General features: G+C 65.6%; 14 protein-coding genes. 5 read left to right on the top strand and 9 right to left on the bottom strand.

Going from position 1 to position 15,598, the window contains the following annotated elements; translation table 11 throughout:
• Window positions 1-156: 156 nt before the first annotated feature.
• Window positions 157-822 (bottom strand): recombinase family protein, encoded by a 666-nt coding sequence (locus PSA7680_RS01445; RefSeq protein ID WP_085866888.1) that lies wholly within the window; start codon window positions 820-822, stop codon window positions 157-159.
• 226 nt (window positions 823-1,048) lie between these two features.
• A complete protein-coding gene (locus tag PSA7680_RS18435; RefSeq protein ID WP_139838523.1) occupies window positions 1,049-2,128 on the bottom strand; it encodes an HNH endonuclease in 1,080 nt (359 codons plus the stop codon).
• 615 nt (window positions 2,129-2,743) lie between these two features.
• On the opposite strand from PSA7680_RS18435, the gene PSA7680_RS01435 reads away from it, so the two are divergent.
• From PSA7680_RS01435 to PSA7680_RS01425, 3 genes are all read left to right on the top strand, one after another.
• Window positions 2,744-3,709, top strand: a complete 966-nt coding sequence (locus tag PSA7680_RS01435; RefSeq protein ID WP_085866886.1) for a Hint domain-containing protein — start codon at window positions 2,744-2,746, stop codon at window positions 3,707-3,709.
• A gap of 15 nt (window positions 3,710-3,724) precedes the next feature.
• Window positions 3,725-6,814 carry a tetratricopeptide repeat protein gene (locus PSA7680_RS01430; RefSeq protein WP_139838522.1) on the top strand — a complete coding sequence of 1,030 codons (3,090 nt, stop codon included), beginning with the start codon at window positions 3,725-3,727 and terminating at the stop codon, window positions 6,812-6,814.
• A gap of 113 nt (window positions 6,815-6,927) precedes the next feature.
• Window positions 6,928-7,596 carry a L,D-transpeptidase gene (locus PSA7680_RS01425; protein WP_085866884.1) on the top strand — a complete coding sequence of 223 codons (669 nt, stop codon included), beginning with the start codon at window positions 6,928-6,930 and terminating at the stop codon, window positions 7,594-7,596.
• A 123-nt stretch (window positions 7,597-7,719) separates the two neighbouring features.
• Here the strand turns inward: PSA7680_RS01425 and PSA7680_RS01420 are convergent, their stop codons facing one another.
• On the bottom strand, window positions 7,720-8,004 hold the full coding sequence (locus tag PSA7680_RS01420) for a hypothetical protein (RefSeq protein WP_085866883.1): 285 nt from the start codon (window positions 8,002-8,004) through the stop codon (window positions 7,720-7,722).
• A gap of 228 nt (window positions 8,005-8,232) precedes the next feature.
• On the opposite strand from PSA7680_RS01420, the gene PSA7680_RS01415 reads away from it, so the two are divergent.
• Both PSA7680_RS01415 and cueR read left to right on the top strand, forming a co-directional pair.
• Window positions 8,233-10,746 (top strand): heavy metal translocating P-type ATPase, encoded by a 2,514-nt coding sequence (locus PSA7680_RS01415; RefSeq protein WP_085866882.1) that lies wholly within the window; start codon window positions 8,233-8,235, stop codon window positions 10,744-10,746.
• Between the two features lie 16 nt (window positions 10,747-10,762).
• Entirely contained in the window at window positions 10,763-11,161 is a 399-nt protein-coding gene (gene cueR / locus PSA7680_RS01410; protein WP_085866881.1) for a Cu(I)-responsive transcriptional regulator, read from the top strand.
• 11 nt (window positions 11,162-11,172) lie between these two features.
• Here cueR and PSA7680_RS01405 read toward each other — a convergent pair whose 3' ends face one another.
• From PSA7680_RS01405 to PSA7680_RS01380, 6 genes are all read right to left on the bottom strand, one after another.
• The gene (locus PSA7680_RS01405; protein WP_085866880.1) at window positions 11,173-11,775 is read right to left on the bottom strand and encodes a sulfotransferase family protein; all 603 of its coding nucleotides are present in this window, start codon (window positions 11,773-11,775) and stop codon (window positions 11,173-11,175) included.
• 2 nt (window positions 11,776-11,777) lie between these two features.
• Window positions 11,778-12,572 (bottom strand): hypothetical protein, encoded by a 795-nt coding sequence (locus tag PSA7680_RS01400; protein WP_085866879.1) that lies wholly within the window; start codon window positions 12,570-12,572, stop codon window positions 11,778-11,780.
• A gap of 25 nt (window positions 12,573-12,597) precedes the next feature.
• Window positions 12,598-13,404, bottom strand: a complete 807-nt coding sequence (locus PSA7680_RS01395) for a hypothetical protein (protein ID WP_085866878.1) — start codon at window positions 13,402-13,404, stop codon at window positions 12,598-12,600.
• Window positions 13,401-14,483 carry a GSCFA domain-containing protein gene (locus tag PSA7680_RS01390; protein WP_085866877.1) on the bottom strand — a complete coding sequence of 361 codons (1,083 nt, stop codon included), beginning with the start codon at window positions 14,481-14,483 and terminating at the stop codon, window positions 13,401-13,403. Before PSA7680_RS01390 ends, PSA7680_RS01395 begins: the two co-directional genes overlap by 4 nt.
• 41 nt (window positions 14,484-14,524) lie before the next feature.
• The gene (locus PSA7680_RS01385) at window positions 14,525-15,283 is read right to left on the bottom strand and encodes a Stf0 family sulfotransferase (protein ID WP_275936507.1); all 759 of its coding nucleotides are present in this window, start codon (window positions 15,281-15,283) and stop codon (window positions 14,525-14,527) included.
• 123 nt (window positions 15,284-15,406) lie between these two features.
• Window positions 15,407-15,598 (bottom strand): transposase (locus PSA7680_RS01380; RefSeq protein ID WP_217808310.1); only part of this gene is annotated, 192 nt, incomplete at its 5' end.

Below are 15,598 nucleotides of genomic sequence, written 5' to 3'. Positions count from 1 at the left end.
ACCGCTCAGAGAATGCCACATGAAGGGCGGGTGGATGTCAGGGAATGCCCGTCTCAGCTTGGCAACCTCGGGTGGCCGTATCGTCTCACCTCGGGGAACCGCTCAGGGCAGTCTCCTTCATCCTATGGTGTGGGTGAATTGTGAGAAGGTGAGGAGTCAGCCCCCGCCTTCCAGCCGCTCGAGAACCCGCTTCACCTGTGATGCCTGCCATGAGCCGCCGCGAGCAGTTGGCACCCCAGAGGTGTTCAACGCTTCCGCAATCTTCCGCAGGGACACCCCCTGTGCCCGCAACGGCAGCACTACCCCGGCCACCCTTTCGGCCCTCGCCTTCGCGTTGACCTGTAGGGCCTTGTTCCGCGCCTCTGTCCTAGGGCGCAGTCCTCCCAGCTTCTTCCCCTTGACCTTGGCCTCAGCAAGCGCCGCCTTGGTACGGGCAGAAATAAACTCGCGTTCCTGCTCTGCGAGGGCTGCGTAGATGTGAAGCTGGAAGATGTCCGCTTGGGGCATAGAGGCGACACGCAGTTTGACCTTGGGATCATCCATAAGGGTCGCGATGAAGGACACCTTGCGGCTCAGTCGGTCCAACTTGGCGACGAGCAATTCGGCTCCGGTCTTCCTGACCATCTCCAAGGCTTTTGCCAGTTCAGGTCTATCTGCAGTCTTGCCGCTCAAGTGGTCCTCGAACTCCTTGACCACCTCGAACGGCTCCTCCGAGAAGTTCTGGAGGAACAGCGCGATGTCCCGCTTCTGCGCGTCAATACCGTGGCCATGCTTGCCTTGGTCGGTGGTACTCACTCGCCTGTAGATCACGTATCGCTTCATGAAAGAGGCCCTCCACTTGGTGTTGTGGAAGGCCTATCGCAGATATGTTGCAAAATTCAACGTTGGTTGTGGGCGTTACGATCGGTGCTGCTTGTCTTCGGCTACAACCGAGAACCTGGCCCCCCACGGGGGAGCAGCGAGAGCTTCCCTTCTCATCTCTGGCTGTCGAATTTCTACGCCAAAAATAAAATAGCGAACACTAAAGGAGCCAGAATCCCAAACTGTCCTAGTCCATGAGTTTGTGGACAACCCGATGGCAGTTTGCGCACAAGCATTGAAGGTCATTAAGACTTGTTCGATGTCCGGGGTTCATCTCCGCGACAGGCGCAACAGCATGGTGCACTTCGATACACGCTTCTCCTTCCGGGCCGTCATATTGGGCTACAGGGTCTATTCCACATCTCTCACAGAAGAGCCTGCCGTGCTCGCGCTTGAAAGCTGCACGCTTTGCCGCCGCAAGGCCTCTGGCGCGTTCTTTTTTGAGGTGACTGACCCGCTTTAAATCGCCTTCAGCCCAAAAGAGGTCCTCTCGGGACAACTCTCTAGCCTCAGGCTCGGCTTGCCCTTTGGGGACAATTTGAAAGCCAGCTGCTCTAAGTATTTTGAAGCTCAGCTCTCCCTCACCTGCCGAAAAGTGTCGAGGAAGAACTCGAAACCCAAGTGCCAAGCTTGCTGCGCGACCGAATACCGCTTTGGGAGGCAACCTTACTCCTTCACCTGCGATCAGATCGTATTCACGCGACTCGCCAAATGCAGGGTCAGGTCCACTGTCTATCGTGTCGAAAACAGCTTGGCGCACAAAGTCTGCTGTTACCCTGTTCAGAACCTCAGCTGAAAGACGACCTCGCTGAGATTTTCCCTGAGAAACTTCTCTTGCGCTTAGAATGCGCCCCAAATCAGCCTTGCGAAGATTTGCGACCTCTATTCGGATGCGCTTGTTCGAGTTTCCCCTTGCTGTTCGGGCAGTTGACGAACGTCCAACCTTCTGCATGCGCCGACTCAACAGAGTAAAAAGGCTTTCGAAAGGTCCGTCAAACTCACCGGGTGCCAAAATGAGTCGATCGGCGGGCGAAAGATTTCGCGTTGGTGCGCTGTCCACCCATATACCCAACAAATCCACGTTGGCATTCAACATTCGCGCTAAAATGAGGCGCAGTGCATCCGCATAGTCGCGGTTTCTTTCGTTGCTGCTGCCAATCGTCCCCCCACGGCTGTGTAGTGTAATAGCACCATCTTCGATGTCGATCGTGGCGCTTAAAGGTGTTTCGTTTTCAGACAGTATCTCATGAGCCATGTTCAGAAGCATCGCTTACCACACTAAGAAACGACAAGCGTTTTTACGTTCGCAGCAACGCGAATGGTTTTTGAGAAGTGAATGGCTTGCCATTGGCTTGACGTCCCCTCTAGCCCCCCTCTAGGCTCACCTTTGCGGGTCCACAAAACGGCCCCGCATACGTACACACTCGGGAAGAGCGCTGGGCGTATACTGTTGATATTATAGGAATTTTTTGGGTTTGGTTTGTTGGACGCAGCCCGTGTGGGGGCACCAATTTCCAGCGTTACTACTATGTTTTTTTAAAGCTCCAGCTTTCGGGCCATTTCCCTACCCACCAGCCTACCCTCCAAGCAGACCCGGGTTTCATTGGTTCACGGTGGCACCTAGTGACACTGTTGCAATCCAACGGTTATGAAAAAAAAACGGCCGTCTCGCGCCGGGGGGCTTCGTCCGTTTCCGCCCGCGTCCGGCGAGGCGATGCAGGCCCGGGCCGGGCTGCGCTCACGGATTGAGCGGAGTGCCGGGCGTGTTCTGGCTGGATCGGGCGGAAAGCGGAGTATTTCTTGTTTCGAGGCGGATGTCCGCTAGAGTTGACGGAGGTGTGAGCGCCACTTCGGCGCAAAGGGCATTTGTGGAGTTAGTGTTATGGCGGAGTTCGATTTTCAGTCCGTGATCTTCTACGACCGTGATGGCGGTAGTACCAACTTTTCCTTTGATAATGACGCTTTCCTGGATCACCCCGGAACCCTCAATGACGGAGACGGTGCCGGGGACACGGTGTTCGATTCCAACGATTCCTTCCAGTTCACGATCACGCAGGAGATCCTCGACGCTTTTCCGAGCGCCCCGTATTCGCTCGGCCAGAAAGTCACGCTCGACTACTTCGGCACTTACACAGAGGGCGGGATCACCTATGTCGTGCTTGAAGACACGAACAATACCGACTTTGGGTTCTTCTTCAGCCCGGAAGACTCCTCCACCTCCTTCGGCAGTGGCTTGAGCAAGACCGTCAACGTGGATGACGTCGATAATAGCGATTTCACCGTCTGCTTTGCCGCCGGCACCCTGATCGCCACGCCCGAGGGTGTCTGCGCGGTGGAGGAACTGAAAATCGGCGATCTGGTCACCACGGCGGACGGGCGGCAGGTGGCGGTGAAATGGATCGGGCGGCAGACGGTGCACAAGATCTTCACGCCGGCGGAGCGCTTCTGCCCCGTCCGGATCCGGGCCGGTGCGCTCGGGGGCGGGCTGCCGCGGGCCGATCTGACGGTGACGGGCGATCACGCCCTGATGATCGACGGCTTCGCGATCAACGCCAGCGCGCTGGTGAACGGGGCGTCCATCGACTGGGTGCCGATGGCGGAGCTGCCGGATCGCGTCACCTACTACCACGTCGAGACCGAGGCCCATGACGTGATCCTCGCCCACGGCGCCCCGGCCGAAACCTACGTGGATTACGTGACCCGCCGCCGGTTCGACAATTTCGCCGAATACCTCGCGCTCTACGGCGAGGAGGCGGTGATCCGCGAGATGGACGTGCCGCGCGTCTCCTCCGCCCGGCTCGTGCCGCCCGCCATCCGGGACCGGCTCGCGCGGCACGCCGCGGCGTAGCGGCAAGGGGCGCGCGTGCAGGGCAGGGGCGGAGACGTGGCGGAGCTGACGCCACCGCTGCTGGCCGCCGCCGCCGTGCTGGAAACCCGCAGGCTGGCCGAGAAAGACGCCCCGGTGCGGTCCGGTGTGGCGCAGGCGCTCAACGGGGTCGGGCTGGCAAAGGCCCGCGCTGCGGTTGCGCGAGAGGCTGACGATTTGCCCGATGCCGAGAGCGACTGGCAAACCCGCTTGCGGCGCGGGCTGCGGCGGGCCGGGCGCGCGGCGATCGCTTGCGGCGCGCCTGTGAAAACGCGGCTCGGTCTGGCCAAGGCGCTCAATGCTCTCGGCGAGGACCGCCTCGTCATGCGGCTCCACCGCAGCGTTCTGGAGGTGGAACCCGGCAACTCCTGGTCCAGGCTCGGGCTGCTGGATCGCCTGATCGCCGCGGGCGGGTTCGAAGAGGCGCAGGCCCTTATCGCGCGGGCGCCCGCCCCGCTCTCCGGCAGTCCGGAACTGGCCATGCGGCAGGCGGCGCTCCTGCGCCGATCGGGCGATCTCACCGCCGCGGCGGCCGCGTTGGAGGGCCTTCTGCACAGCGGTGGCGCGCCCGCTGCCGCGCGCGAAAGACTGGCCCGCCTGCTGATCGAAAGCCAGAGGTTTGCCGAGGCCGAGCGTGTGCTGGAGGCGGGCCTCGGCGCCTTACCCGACAACCTGCCGCTCTGGCTGCTGCGCGTCGATCTGGCGTTGCAGGCGGCGGATGCGGCGCAGGCCGCCAGGCACCTCGCCAGGGCGGAAGCAGCCTGCGGTCCTTGCCGGGAACTGAAGCTGAAAGCCTGCCGCGCCGGCCTGCGGGGGCCCGATTGGCACGCCGCTTTCGCCACGCTCGAGAAGCTGCGCGCGGCGGGGGCGTTCGAGGCGGACATCGAGCGGGAATATGCCCTCGGCCTGATGCGCTTGGGGCGGTTTCGGGAGGCGGCCGCCTGTTTCGAAACGCAGATGGCCCGCGATCCCGAAGCCGTTTCGGTGCATGTGAACCTCGTTGATGCCTGGGCGGGCGCGGGCGAGGTGGAGGCCGCGCTTCGGGCCGCGGAGCGCGCGGCCGCGCGTTTCCCGGCGGAGCACAAGGTGCAGATGCGCCATCACTGGGCGCTCGTTCAGGCCGGGCGCGAAGAGGCGGCGGCGCAGACGCTGGCGCGGATTGCAGACAGGTTTCCGGCCCTGCCGGCCGTCCGGCTCGCACAGGCGCGCCATGCGTTGGAAGCGGGGCGGGCGGGTGAGTCCGAGCGTCTCTGCGCACAGGTGCTGGAAGGGGCGCCGCTCCATCTCAACGCGCTGCTCGGCTTGGAGAAGGCCCTGAGCCGGCAGGGCCGGATGCAGGAGGCCCGCACGCGGCTCGCGGCTGCGGTGCAGACCGCCGCGGAGCCGGGCACGGGCGGCGCTCTGGCCGTTCTGCGACTGCGCCTCTGCGAGTTGGCGCTGGATGCCGGAGAACCTGAGCAGGCCGTGGCGTGGCTTGAAGGTTTCGCCCGATCGATGGAGGGCGCGGCGGGCGAGGCGTTGGGGCGGGCCTTTCGCCTCGCGCTTGCGCTGGATCGCCCCGATCTGGCCGCCGCGGCGCTGGACGGTCTCCTGCGCGCGCCGGTGGTCTCGCGGGCCGCCGCCGGGCCCGTCGTGCGCAGCGTCGCGGCGCTTTCGGACCCCGCCCTCGCCGGATCGCTTGCGCAGGCGCTTTCGGCGCGCATGCCCGCGCCGGAGCGCAAGGGCTTCGCAACCGAAGTCACGACATGGCTCGACGGGCCGATCGAGGCCTTGCGCCAGTCGCGGCGCACGATGCCCGTCGCCGGCTCCAGGCGTGACACGGCCCAGCGGGCGCGCCTGCTGATCGGGGCCGGGCAGCGGTGCCTTGCCCAACGCTACCTGCGGGCCTGCGTCCGGGCCTGGCCCGGGCACGCGGAGTTCGGCGTGATGCTGGCCGAGACGAGCCTGCGGATCGGGGATCTCGCCGGCGCGCGTGCCGCCATCCAATCGCTTACGGGCCGCGTGCCGCAGGAGCGGCTTCACGCCCTGCGCGCCCAGCTTCTGCTGCGAGAGGGGGATCCGCGCGCCGCCCAGCGCGAAGCCGCCGCGGCGGCCGCGGTGGCTCCGTCGCCGGGGGCCTTCACGGAGGCCCTGCGGATCGCGCTGGCGCGGGGGGATCTGCCCGCAGCGGAGACATTCGCCGCCGCCTGGCGGCAGACGCTGGGCGCGCAGAGCCTTGCGCAGGCGCATTTCCAGAGCTCGCTTCTGGGCGCGCAGCTCAACGAGTTGCGTATCGCCAAGGGGCACCCGGCGCAGGAGCGCTACACCACCTTCGTGCATCCGGCGCGCGGCGTCGTCGCGCGCTGGATGGAGCGGCGCGGCGGGCGGCCTTTCGACGGCGAAGCCGAGATCCCGCGCCGCATCTGGCAATTCTGGGACGCCCCCACGCCGCCGCCGGACGTAGCGGCAGTGATGGAAGCCTTCCGGGAAGAGGGCTTCGCCTACGAGCGCTTGACGCAGGCCACGGCGATGGAATTCCTGAAGGCCCAGTTCGGCCCGCTCCACCTGCGCGCCTTCCGGCTGGCGGAAAAAGGGGCGGAGGCGGCCGATTTCCTGCGGCTCTGCGTACTGTTGAAGCACGGCGGGCTCTACGCCGATGCCGACGACCGCCGGGTCGGCCCTCTGGCGCCGCTGCTGGCCGGGCGCAGCGGCTGCATCCTGTTCCGCGAGCCGCACGGCGCCCTCGCCAACAACGTCATCATTGCCAGCCCCGGCCATCCGGTGCTGCATCTCGCGGTCGAGATGGCGATGCGCTCCCTGCTGGCCCGCGAGCGCGACAATACCTGGGCGCGCACCGGGCCGGGCCTTCTGACGCGCGCCACCGCCACCGCCCTGCGGCACGAACGCGAGGCCCTGCGGCAGGCCGGGCTCTGCATCCTGCCCGAAAGCGCGCTGGCGCCGCATATCGGCACCCATCTCGCGCTGCCCTACAAATCCACCTCGGCCTATTGGAACTGGAGCGGGGCGCGCGCCTTGCCCGAGGCGGTGCGCGCGGTGCTGGACTGGCTGGCGCCGGGCGGGGGGCAGGGCGTTTCTCGGATTGCCTGACGCCGGAAAACGCGCGAAAAAGTGAAGGCCGGGGGATTAGTGTTCTTCGGGCAGTTTGCTATGACGGGGAGCGAGCCTTCGCGATCCGAAACCGTGCCGAAAGGAATTTGGAGATGCCAGAACTGACGCGCCGCCACTTCGTGATCGGGTCCGCCCTCCTGTTCTCCGGCCCCATCGCGCCGCCGGCCGCCGCCGCGCCGACCTCTCCGCCCAGCATGTGGAACACATGGGACGCGCAGGTGACGCCGCCCAATTACGATCCGGCCACCACGAACCCCTGGGGCTTCCATCCGCGCTTCCTGCCGCAACGGGTCGAGGCCAATCCGGGGCTGACGCCGGGCGACATCCACGTGGATGCGGTGGCGCGCTACCTCTATCACATCGAACCCGGCGGCGGCACGGCCATGCGCTACGGCGTGGCCATCGCCCGCGGCAATCTCTACGAGCCCGGCCGCTACCGCATCGGGCGCAAGGCGAAATGGCCCACGTGGCGGCCCACCGACGCCATGATCGAGCGCGATCCGCAGTATGCGGAATTCGCCGACGGCATGGACGGCGGCCCCAACAACCCGCTCGGCAGCCGCGCCTTCTATCTCTATACCGGCAACCGCGACACCTACTTGCGCATCCACGGCACGCCGCTTCCGCGCTCCATCGGCAGCCGTGCAAGCTCGGGCTGCGTGCGGATGGTGATGGCCCATATCATCGGGCTCTACGAGAACGTGGCGGTGGGCTCCATGGCCACGCTCTACCCGGCCGAACGCCCCCTCGGGGAGGCCTGAGCCGGCGCCGCCTTGCCGCCATCATGCCGCTGTGCCGGCCTGAGCGGCCTCCGGATTGCCTGAATGAAGAAACGCTCCCGCAGCGTGGGAGCGTTTCTTGATGCGTAGAGGGCGCTGGGCGCGTCAGCTCGTGGCGGCGGCGCCGGTGCAGATCGGGTTGCCGGCGGTCGTCTTCAGCGGCAGCCAGGTGGTTTCGACGGGTCCTGCGTAGAGGAACCAGTAGCAGCCGTCTTCCGGATCCACGCGCACGGCATCGAGGTTCTGGTTGGGCGCGGCCAGTTCGCGCACCTGTTCGGAGGCGGGCTTGTAGCCGCTTGCCGCGCCGCCGGCCGAAGGCGACGAGGTTTGCACGTTGCATCCAGCCAGGGCGGCCACGAGGCCGGGGATCAGGAATTTCGCAGTCTTCATGGGGGGCTACCTGCTCACATGCGTTGGGTCTGCCCAATTGCTAGCACCCCGGGGCGGCTGCGTCCATTCACAGGTCATTCAGGCGCGGTCAGGCCGCGGTGGCGGCCGGTGCGGCAATACGCCGAGGCGGGCGGGGGCCGGGGGAGCAGTTTCGCGGCGTGGCCCCTTGAGTTTCCAGTAACTGGAAGCCTTATGTGGAGGGCAAACCGATCCAGATGGGGCCATGAAATGGGCGACACATACGCGATTTCCTTCGGCATCGACGGCATGTCCTGCGCCTCCTGTGTGGGGCGCGTGCAGAAACGGCTGCAGGAGTTGGAGGGGGTGAGCGAGGTTTCGGTGAACCTCGCCACGGAGACGGCCCGCCTGCGGGCAGGCGATGCAGATGACGTGAGGAGTGCCGTGCAAGCCATTGATGCGCTTGGATATCCGGCGCGCACGGCCGAGGTGGTTCTGAGCATTTCCTCGATGTCCTGCGCCTCCTGCGTGGGGCGGGTTGAAAAGGCGCTGGCGGCGCTGCCCGGCGTGGTGGATGTGGCGGTGAACCTCGCCGCCGAGACAGCCCGCGTGCGCTACCTCGAGGGCGCGCTTTCGCCCGAGCGCATCGCCGAGGCGGCGACTCGGGCCGGTTACCCGGCGCGGATCGCGCAGGCCGATGCCGCGCGGAGCCGGGCCGAACGGCAGGACGCCGAAGCGCAGGCGCTGGCCCGGCGCGTGGCCTTCGCCGCCGCGCTGGCCTTGCCCGTCTTCATTCTCGAAATGGGCGCCCACGTGATTCCCGGTTTCCACGGCCTGATCCACCGCACCATCGGCATGCAGGCCTCCTGGCTGATCCAGTTCGTTCTGGCCTCTCTCGTGCTCTTCGGCTCCGGCCGGCAGTTCTTCGCCAAAGGCATCCCGGCGCTGCTGAAGGGCGCGCCCGACATGAACAGCCTCGTGGCCGTGGGCACGGGCGCGGCGTGGAGCTACTCGGTGGTGGCCACCTTCCTGCCGGGCCTGCTGCCCGAGGGCGTACGGGCGGTCTACTACGAGGCGGCGGCGGTGATCGTGGTGCTGATCCTCGTCGGGCGCTGGCTGGAAGCCCGCGCCAAGGGGCGCACCGGTGCGGCGATCCAGTCGCTTCTGGGCCTTCAGGCGCCCAGGGCAGTGGTGCTGCGCGGCGGCGAACCCGTCGAGATCGACGCCGCCGAACTGGCGGTGGGCGATACCGTGCTGCTGCGCCCGGGCGCGCGGGTGCCGACCGACGGCGTGGTGCTGTCGGGCACCGGCAACGTCGATGAAAGCATGATCACGGGCGAGCCGCTGCCCGTGGCGAAACAGGCGGGCGACACGGTGACGGGCGGCACGGTGAACGGCACCGGCAGCCTGCAATTCCGCGCCACCCGCGTGGGCGCCGATACGACGCTGGCCCAGATCATCCGCATGGTGGAAGAGGCGCAGGGCGCCAAGCTGCCGATCCAGGGGCTCGTGGACAAGGTGACGCTCTGGTTCGTCCCCGCCGTCATGCTGGCCGCGGGCCTCACCGTGCTGGCGTGGCTGCTGTTCGGCCCCGATCCCGCGCTCACCTTCGCGCTGGTGGCAGGCGTCTCGGTGCTCATCATCGCCTGCCCCTGCGCCATGGGGCTGGCCACGCCCACCTCGATCATGGTCGGCACCGGGCGCGCGGCCGAGATGGGCGTTCTGTTCCGCAAGGGCGACGCGCTGCAGGCGCTCTCCGAGGTGGAAGTGGTGGCGCTGGACAAGACGGGCACCGTGACCGAGGGCCGGCCGACCCTGACCGACGTGGTGACGGCCGAGGGCTTCGAGCGGGGCGAGGTTCTGGAGAAGGTCGCCGCCGTGGAGGCGCTTTCGGAGCATCCGGTGGCCGAGGCCATCCTGCGCGGCGCCCGCGCCGAGGGCGTGCCCGTTGCCAGGGCCGAAACCTTCCGCTCGATCACCGGGCACGGAGTGGCCGCCAACGTGGGCGGGCGCGAGGTGCTGGTGGGGGCCGATCGCCTGATGGAGGCGGAGGGAATCGACATCACCCCGCTTCGGGCCACGGAAACCGCGCTGGCCGCGAAGGGGCGCACCGCGCTCTATGCCGCGATCGGCGGCAGGCTCGCCGCCGTCCTCGCCGTGGCCGATCCGGTGAAACCCTCCAGCCGCGCCGCCATCGCGGCCCTGAAGGCGGAGGGCTACCACGTGGCCATGATCACCGGCGACAAGCGCGAGACCGCGGAGGCCATCGCGCGCGAGGTGGGCATCGACGAGGTGATCGCCGGCGTTCTGCCCGACGGCAAGGTGGCGGCGCTGGACGAATTGGCGAAAGGCGGGCGCAAGCTGGCCTTCGTGGGCGACGGCATCAACGACGCCCCCGCTCTGGCGCGCGCCGACGTGGGCATCGCCATCGGCACCGGCACCGACGTGGCCATCGAAAGCGCCGACGTGGTGCTGATGTCGGGGGATCTGCGCGGCGTGGTGAACGCGGCGCATGTCTCGCGCAGAACGATGCGCAACATCCGGGAGAACCTCGCCTGGGCCTTCGGCTACAACGTGGCGCTGATCCCGGTGGCGGCGGGCGTGCTCTACCCGTCCTTCGGCATCCTGCTCTCGCCCGTCTTCGCGGCCGGGGCCATGGCGCTGTCGTCCGTTTCGGTGCTCACCAACGCGCTGCGCCTGCGCCGCACGGCGCCTGTGCTGGCCGAGCCCGCCACGCAGACGCCCGCCGGAACGGCGGCGCCACGGGCGCAGCCGGCGGAATGAGGAAGGGAGAGGACGGATGAACATCGGGGAAGTCGCCAGCCGGTCGGGGCTGCCGCCCAAGACGATCCGCTACTACGAGGACATCGGCCTCGTGCGCCCGCAACGCGGCAGCAACGGCTACCGCGCCTTCCGGGAGACGGATCTGCACAAGCTCATCTTCCTGGGGCGTGCCCGCGCGCTGGGGTTCTCGATCGAGGATTGCCGGGTGCTGCTGAGCCTCTACGAGGACGAAAGCCGCGAAAGCGCGCAGGTCAAGGCCATCGCGCAACAGCACCTCTCGGCGATCGAAGAGAAGATCACCCAGCTTCAGGCGATGCACGCCACGCTTTCGCACCTGGTGAACAGCTGCCACGGCGACGACCGCCCGGACTGCCCGATCCTGAACGATCTGGCGGGGCAGGCGGCCGGGGGCTGACGCGCGCCGGCTCAGCTGCTGCGGGCCGAATCGTAAAGAGCGAAGTCTTGCGCGTGCCGCTCTCGAAATCGGGCCTCCAGCACCGGATCCAGCTGCGTGTCCCCTCTTGGGGAAACGTTGGTGCGCGCCAGGTCCAGCGGCAGGCCCAGCCGCTGAGAGAGAAAGCGCGCGGCAGCGGGGAGTGCTTCGTAGCGGTAGAGATGGCTCACGCCGAGTGAGCTGTCCCCCGCGAGCACATACTCGGCCTGCGCCATGAGATCGGCGTGCCGTGGGCGGTCATCGAGGAGGTAGTCGGCGACGAAATCGTTGAAGCTCATTCGGGCCGTCGAGGCCGGGTTGCGCTCCGGGTTCAGGCGGGCGCGGAACCGATACCAGCTGTTGAGCCATTGAATGGGTTCGCGCAGCACGGCGACGCTGATCAAGGGCTGATCGCCGCCGTAGGCACGCATGAAAGGGGCGAGCAGTTCCTCGTAGCGCCGGTATGTCATGTGTTTGCCGGTTCCCGTCCGGACGAGACGGATCTGGGCGTGGGTTTCAAGGGCGTCATGAAGCGCGGTGGTGCCTGTCTTCGGAACCGCAAGGAGCACGAGGCCGTGTTCGGGGAAGCCAAGCATGATCAGGCCGTTACCGGTTCTGGGGTGGCCTGCGCGCTCTCCGACACCACCGGCCAGATCGCGCGCAGCAGTTCCGCTCCGTAGCGCGCGTTCATGTGGAAATGATCCTCCGCATCGTAGGCCTTGCGGCCGTCGATGCCCTTGGCGCCGGTGGCAAACTCCTGCCGGGTCAGCCAGCCGTCCACGAGCGTTTCGGCCGGTTGCGCGAGGGTCCGCATGCCTTCCGCCTCCGCCGAGGCGCGCCAGCGTTGCAGCATCGCCTCCAGCCTGTCGCGCGCTTCGCCGCTGGCCATGTCGCGGTAGGCTGCCGCCTGCGGATGATCGGAGGCCAGAAGCTCCTCGCTTGGCTGGGGCCGATCCACCATCCATACCGGCTTGTCGGTGGTTGAAACCAGCAGGCGTGCCACATGTCCGCAGGCCGAATGGAACAGCAGATCGTGGCAGGCGGCATCGATGGCCGCGCGGGAGGCGAGGAAGCGGGTATCTGCTCCCTCTCCGAAGCGGGCGTGCAGCGCCGAAAGTGCCACGAGGCTGCGCAGGCCCAGGGTGGACCCGATGAGGACGAAGCCGTCGAAATCCGACAGTGGGACCGCATCCTGGCCGGCCGAGGATCTGAAATTGCGCTCCACCACATCGTCCGTCGGCACCAGCCTTCCGGCTTCGATCCTGGTGTGGAGCAGCGTGTTGCGCGCCGATCCGAAGAACGCAGGCTCGACGGCATCCTTCGCCGTGGCAAAGGCTTCCCAGCCGAGCTTGACCGCGGCGAGGTGGGAATTGCCGATGAAACAAAGGGCCATGTTGACGCTCCTGGTTGGTTCGGCGCTAAGCGGCGCTGACAAGGGGCTGAAGGCCCATAGTGCGGATTTTCGCGAAGAGATCACGCAGGGCGAGTTTGCCGTAATCGGCGTTCATGTGGCGCACGTCGTCCTGATCGGGCGTTTCGCCGCGTGCCAAAGTGTCGGCGTAGATGGAGTAGCGGCTCTCCGTCATGATGTCTTCCACGACGGTTTCGGCTGGCTGGGGCAGGGGGATCAGGCCACGGTCGCGCATCTGTCGCGCCAGCCATGTCTCCATCCGGGTCAAGGGCGCAAGTGCGGGTGCCTCTGCATATTCTGCGTAGAACCCGGAGAAGGCGTTCCCCATTTTCTTTACCCGGATGTCAGCGTTGGGCGAGGAAAAGCAGAAGATCGGCGCTTCTACATCTGCCGCGCGCAGAAGATCTGCGACGTGGCTGATGCCGCCCGTCGCATAGTAATCCCACAGGGCTGCCCTGAAGGCGGCATCCGAGGCAAGGTAGCGTGCCCCGGCCCTGCTAGGCTGATCCCGAAGCTGGAACAGCCGTTGGATCTGTGCGACCACCCCGACACCGGCCCGCGCCCCGACGAGAACGAAGAAATCGTAGTCTTTCAGAACGATACGATCCTGCTTGGCCATCATTTCGAACGTTCGGCGGATCTTTTCGCTTTCCGGTACGATGCAGCCGTTTTCCAGAACGGTGCCCGTCAGGGTCTGTCCTGGCGAACCGAAGAACGTGAGCGCGATTTCGGGGTGGTACGAAGCGATCTCTTCCCAGGCCTGCGCCATGCAGGTCACGTGGGAGTTTCCGATCATGCAGCCGCGCAGGGTCATTTCGCGAAGGCCTCCATCATGATCTCCTCGCAGACAAGCTCTTCTTCTGCGGCGCGCTGCGGCCCCGGCCGGGCTGCTCCGGCGCGCTGGGCATGTTTCGCCGCCGGCTGGTGCCGCGTGATCGGCTTGTGCTGTTCGAGGAAGGCCTTCATCACCAGCGCCACGCCATCCGGTGTGATCGTGCGCTGGTTGGGATTGTAGTAGAAGCCGCGCGCGGTGTGCGTCGTCGCCATCTCGTAGCCGGGGAAATAATCGATGTCGTCGAACTCCTCGTAGAGCCCGCCGGCGACCGCGCGCAGAACGCTCTTGGTGTAGGAAGAGGCCACGAGAACGTGGTTGTCCGTGGCCGTCGCGGTGAGCGGCACGGGGGAGGTGGTGATGAGAAAGCGTGCGTTTTCGTTCATGCGCTTGATCTTGCGGCGCAGCATCACGAAATCGCGATAGACATCCTCGTAGCGGAAGTTGACGAACTCGTATTTCTCGGGGTCGAAAGTGCCGGCCACGACGCCCGGGCAGATCGGGTAGACGGTTCCGCTCTCCTTGTTGACCCAGCATTCCGTCAGCCCGAGCGTGAAGACGTAGACATCCGCCAGTCGAAACAGCCGACGCACCTGCTCGAGGTGCTTCCTGCGGTGGGCGATGGCCTCTTCGAGGCTTTCGAGACCTTCCGGTTCGACCGCGGGGCGCAGCCCGTCGAAGAAGCGCCCGTCCCTTTCAAAGATGTCTTCTTCGCGAACCGTCTGTTCGCGGGCGTCCTCGAAGAGCTGAAGCCATTGGCGGACGGAGTAGATGTTTCCGTAGCGGGCGGAGTAGACGCCGTAGCCGAACCGCTTGGCCGTTTCCTCGGTCATGCCGGGCAGCGCCGGCTCCAGATCGAGGATCTTGTAGCCAGCTTCCTTCATGTAGCGTGCGACATGTTGCGCAAAGCAGCTGCCCTGGGTCGAGATGCGATCGCTTTCGGTGATCTCGAACTTTTTGACGTAGACGTTTTCGAGTTGGGTGATGTGCTTCTGAGCCACCCCGGTGCGCCAGAATTTCTCGGGCGGAAGATTGGAATATGGGGTGTCGTTCGATGTCATGAAAAAAATCCTTAACTGGTTACAAGCCGGCCCGTGGCCGTTCAGCCGTCGCCGGCCATCGATTTGAGCATCAGGTCCCGGATGGTGGAGTCCCGCAGGATATCGCTGAGAATAAGGTTGCGCTGGTTGCCCAACTTGCGCATCCGCCGCTCCGGCGGGCTGTCGAAGGTGCCGTCCATGCCGGAGGCCGAGAAGATCGGCTCAAGGTAGTGCGGATAGTTGCCTACGGCATCCTCGTAGTAGATTTCGATCGGCTGGATCTCGTTCTTGCGGAAGAACCAGGACCAGCGCCTGTCTTCCTTGGCCAGCGCCCGCGCGTAGCCCTTGGCCTTCTCGACGTTGAACTGCATGGTGAGATTGAAATCGTCATCCTTGGTGGCGCGCTTGTCCCAGATGTTGAGCTCTTCCGCGACGTATTTGGAGACCGCCTGCTCGAAGATGTTGGCGCGCCGGATGAACACCCACGTCGCATCCCTGAAGAATTCCGCGAAAGGCGCGCAGCTGGCGTCATGGCGGTCCGGGTCGATCTTGAAGGAGAGCTTGTGAAGATAGTGGAACATCACCTTGTCGTAGAATGCCGGGCCGTTCGCTGCGCGGAAGGCACGCACCGTTTCGTAGGCGTCTTCCCAGGACATTACCGCGCCGTCTTCCTTCGCGAGAACCTGTGAATAGAAAGCCTCGGACTCGCTGCGTGGAAACCCTGCGAGATTGGCGAAATCATCGACGACCATCGTCGAGCCGCTGCGCTGTGTCGCACAAAAGATCACGGCAGTGGGGTGTTGGGCGTTCTCTGGTTCCATAGGCTCTTCACGCGTCGCTCTGGCTGAGTTTACCGAAGACGTTGTAGTTGTATAGCCGCAAGGGCGAGCGCGTTCCGTTGGCGCCGAGCTCCAGCCGGATCTTGCGCACATCGGAGGTGCCCATTAGGTCGTGGACTCATAATGTCTGATCCAGAGCCTTGAGCAAGCGAGGTGAAGTGCGGCGAGGAAGTTTGCTGCGGTTTTGAAGTATCGCGTTGCGATGCCGCGGAAGTGTTTGAGACGATTGAAGAACCGTTCGACCTTGTTGCGTTCGCGGTAGAGGTCTCGGTCGACGGTCCTGACCACGCGGACGTT

Source organism: Pseudoruegeria aquimaris, from assembly GCF_900172235.1.
Taxonomy (GTDB): domain Bacteria; phylum Pseudomonadota; class Alphaproteobacteria; order Rhodobacterales; family Rhodobacteraceae; genus Pseudoruegeria; species Pseudoruegeria aquimaris.
The sequence above is the reverse complement of the archived record's forward strand: the minus strand, read 5'-3'. Positions and strand labels throughout refer to the sequence as shown.

Bases quoted from the DNA above. Each gene is read 5' to 3' on its own strand.
- PSA7680_RS01445 (WP_085866888.1), bottom strand. From the start codon at position 822: ATGAAGCGATACGTGATCTACAGGCGAGTGAGTACCACCGACCAAGGC.
- PSA7680_RS18435 (WP_139838523.1), bottom strand. From the start codon at position 2,128: ATGCTTCTGAACATGGCTCATGAGATACTGTCTGAAAACGAAACACCT.
- PSA7680_RS01435 (WP_085866886.1), top strand. From the start codon at position 2,744: ATGGCGGAGTTCGATTTTCAGTCCGTGATCTTCTACGACCGTGATGGC.
- PSA7680_RS01425 (WP_085866884.1), top strand. From the start codon at position 6,928: ATGCCAGAACTGACGCGCCGCCACTTCGTGATCGGGTCCGCCCTCCTG.
- PSA7680_RS01420 (WP_085866883.1), bottom strand. From the start codon at position 8,004: ATGAAGACTGCGAAATTCCTGATCCCCGGCCTCGTGGCCGCCCTGGCT.
- PSA7680_RS01415 (WP_085866882.1), top strand. From the start codon at position 8,233: ATGGGCGACACATACGCGATTTCCTTCGGCATCGACGGCATGTCCTGC.
- cueR (WP_085866881.1), top strand. From the start codon at position 10,763: ATGAACATCGGGGAAGTCGCCAGCCGGTCGGGGCTGCCGCCCAAGACG.
- PSA7680_RS01405 (WP_085866880.1), bottom strand. From the start codon at position 11,775: ATGCTTGGCTTCCCCGAACACGGCCTCGTGCTCCTTGCGGTTCCGAAG.
- PSA7680_RS01400 (WP_085866879.1), bottom strand. From the start codon at position 12,572: ATGGCCCTTTGTTTCATCGGCAATTCCCACCTCGCCGCGGTCAAGCTC.
- PSA7680_RS01395 (WP_085866878.1), bottom strand. From the start codon at position 13,404: ATGACCCTGCGCGGCTGCATGATCGGAAACTCCCACGTGACCTGCATG.
- PSA7680_RS01390 (WP_085866877.1), bottom strand. From the start codon at position 14,483: ATGACATCGAACGACACCCCATATTCCAATCTTCCGCCCGAGAAATTC.
- PSA7680_RS01385 (WP_275936507.1), bottom strand. From the start codon at position 15,283: ATGGAACCAGAGAACGCCCAACACCCCACTGCCGTGATCTTTTGTGCG.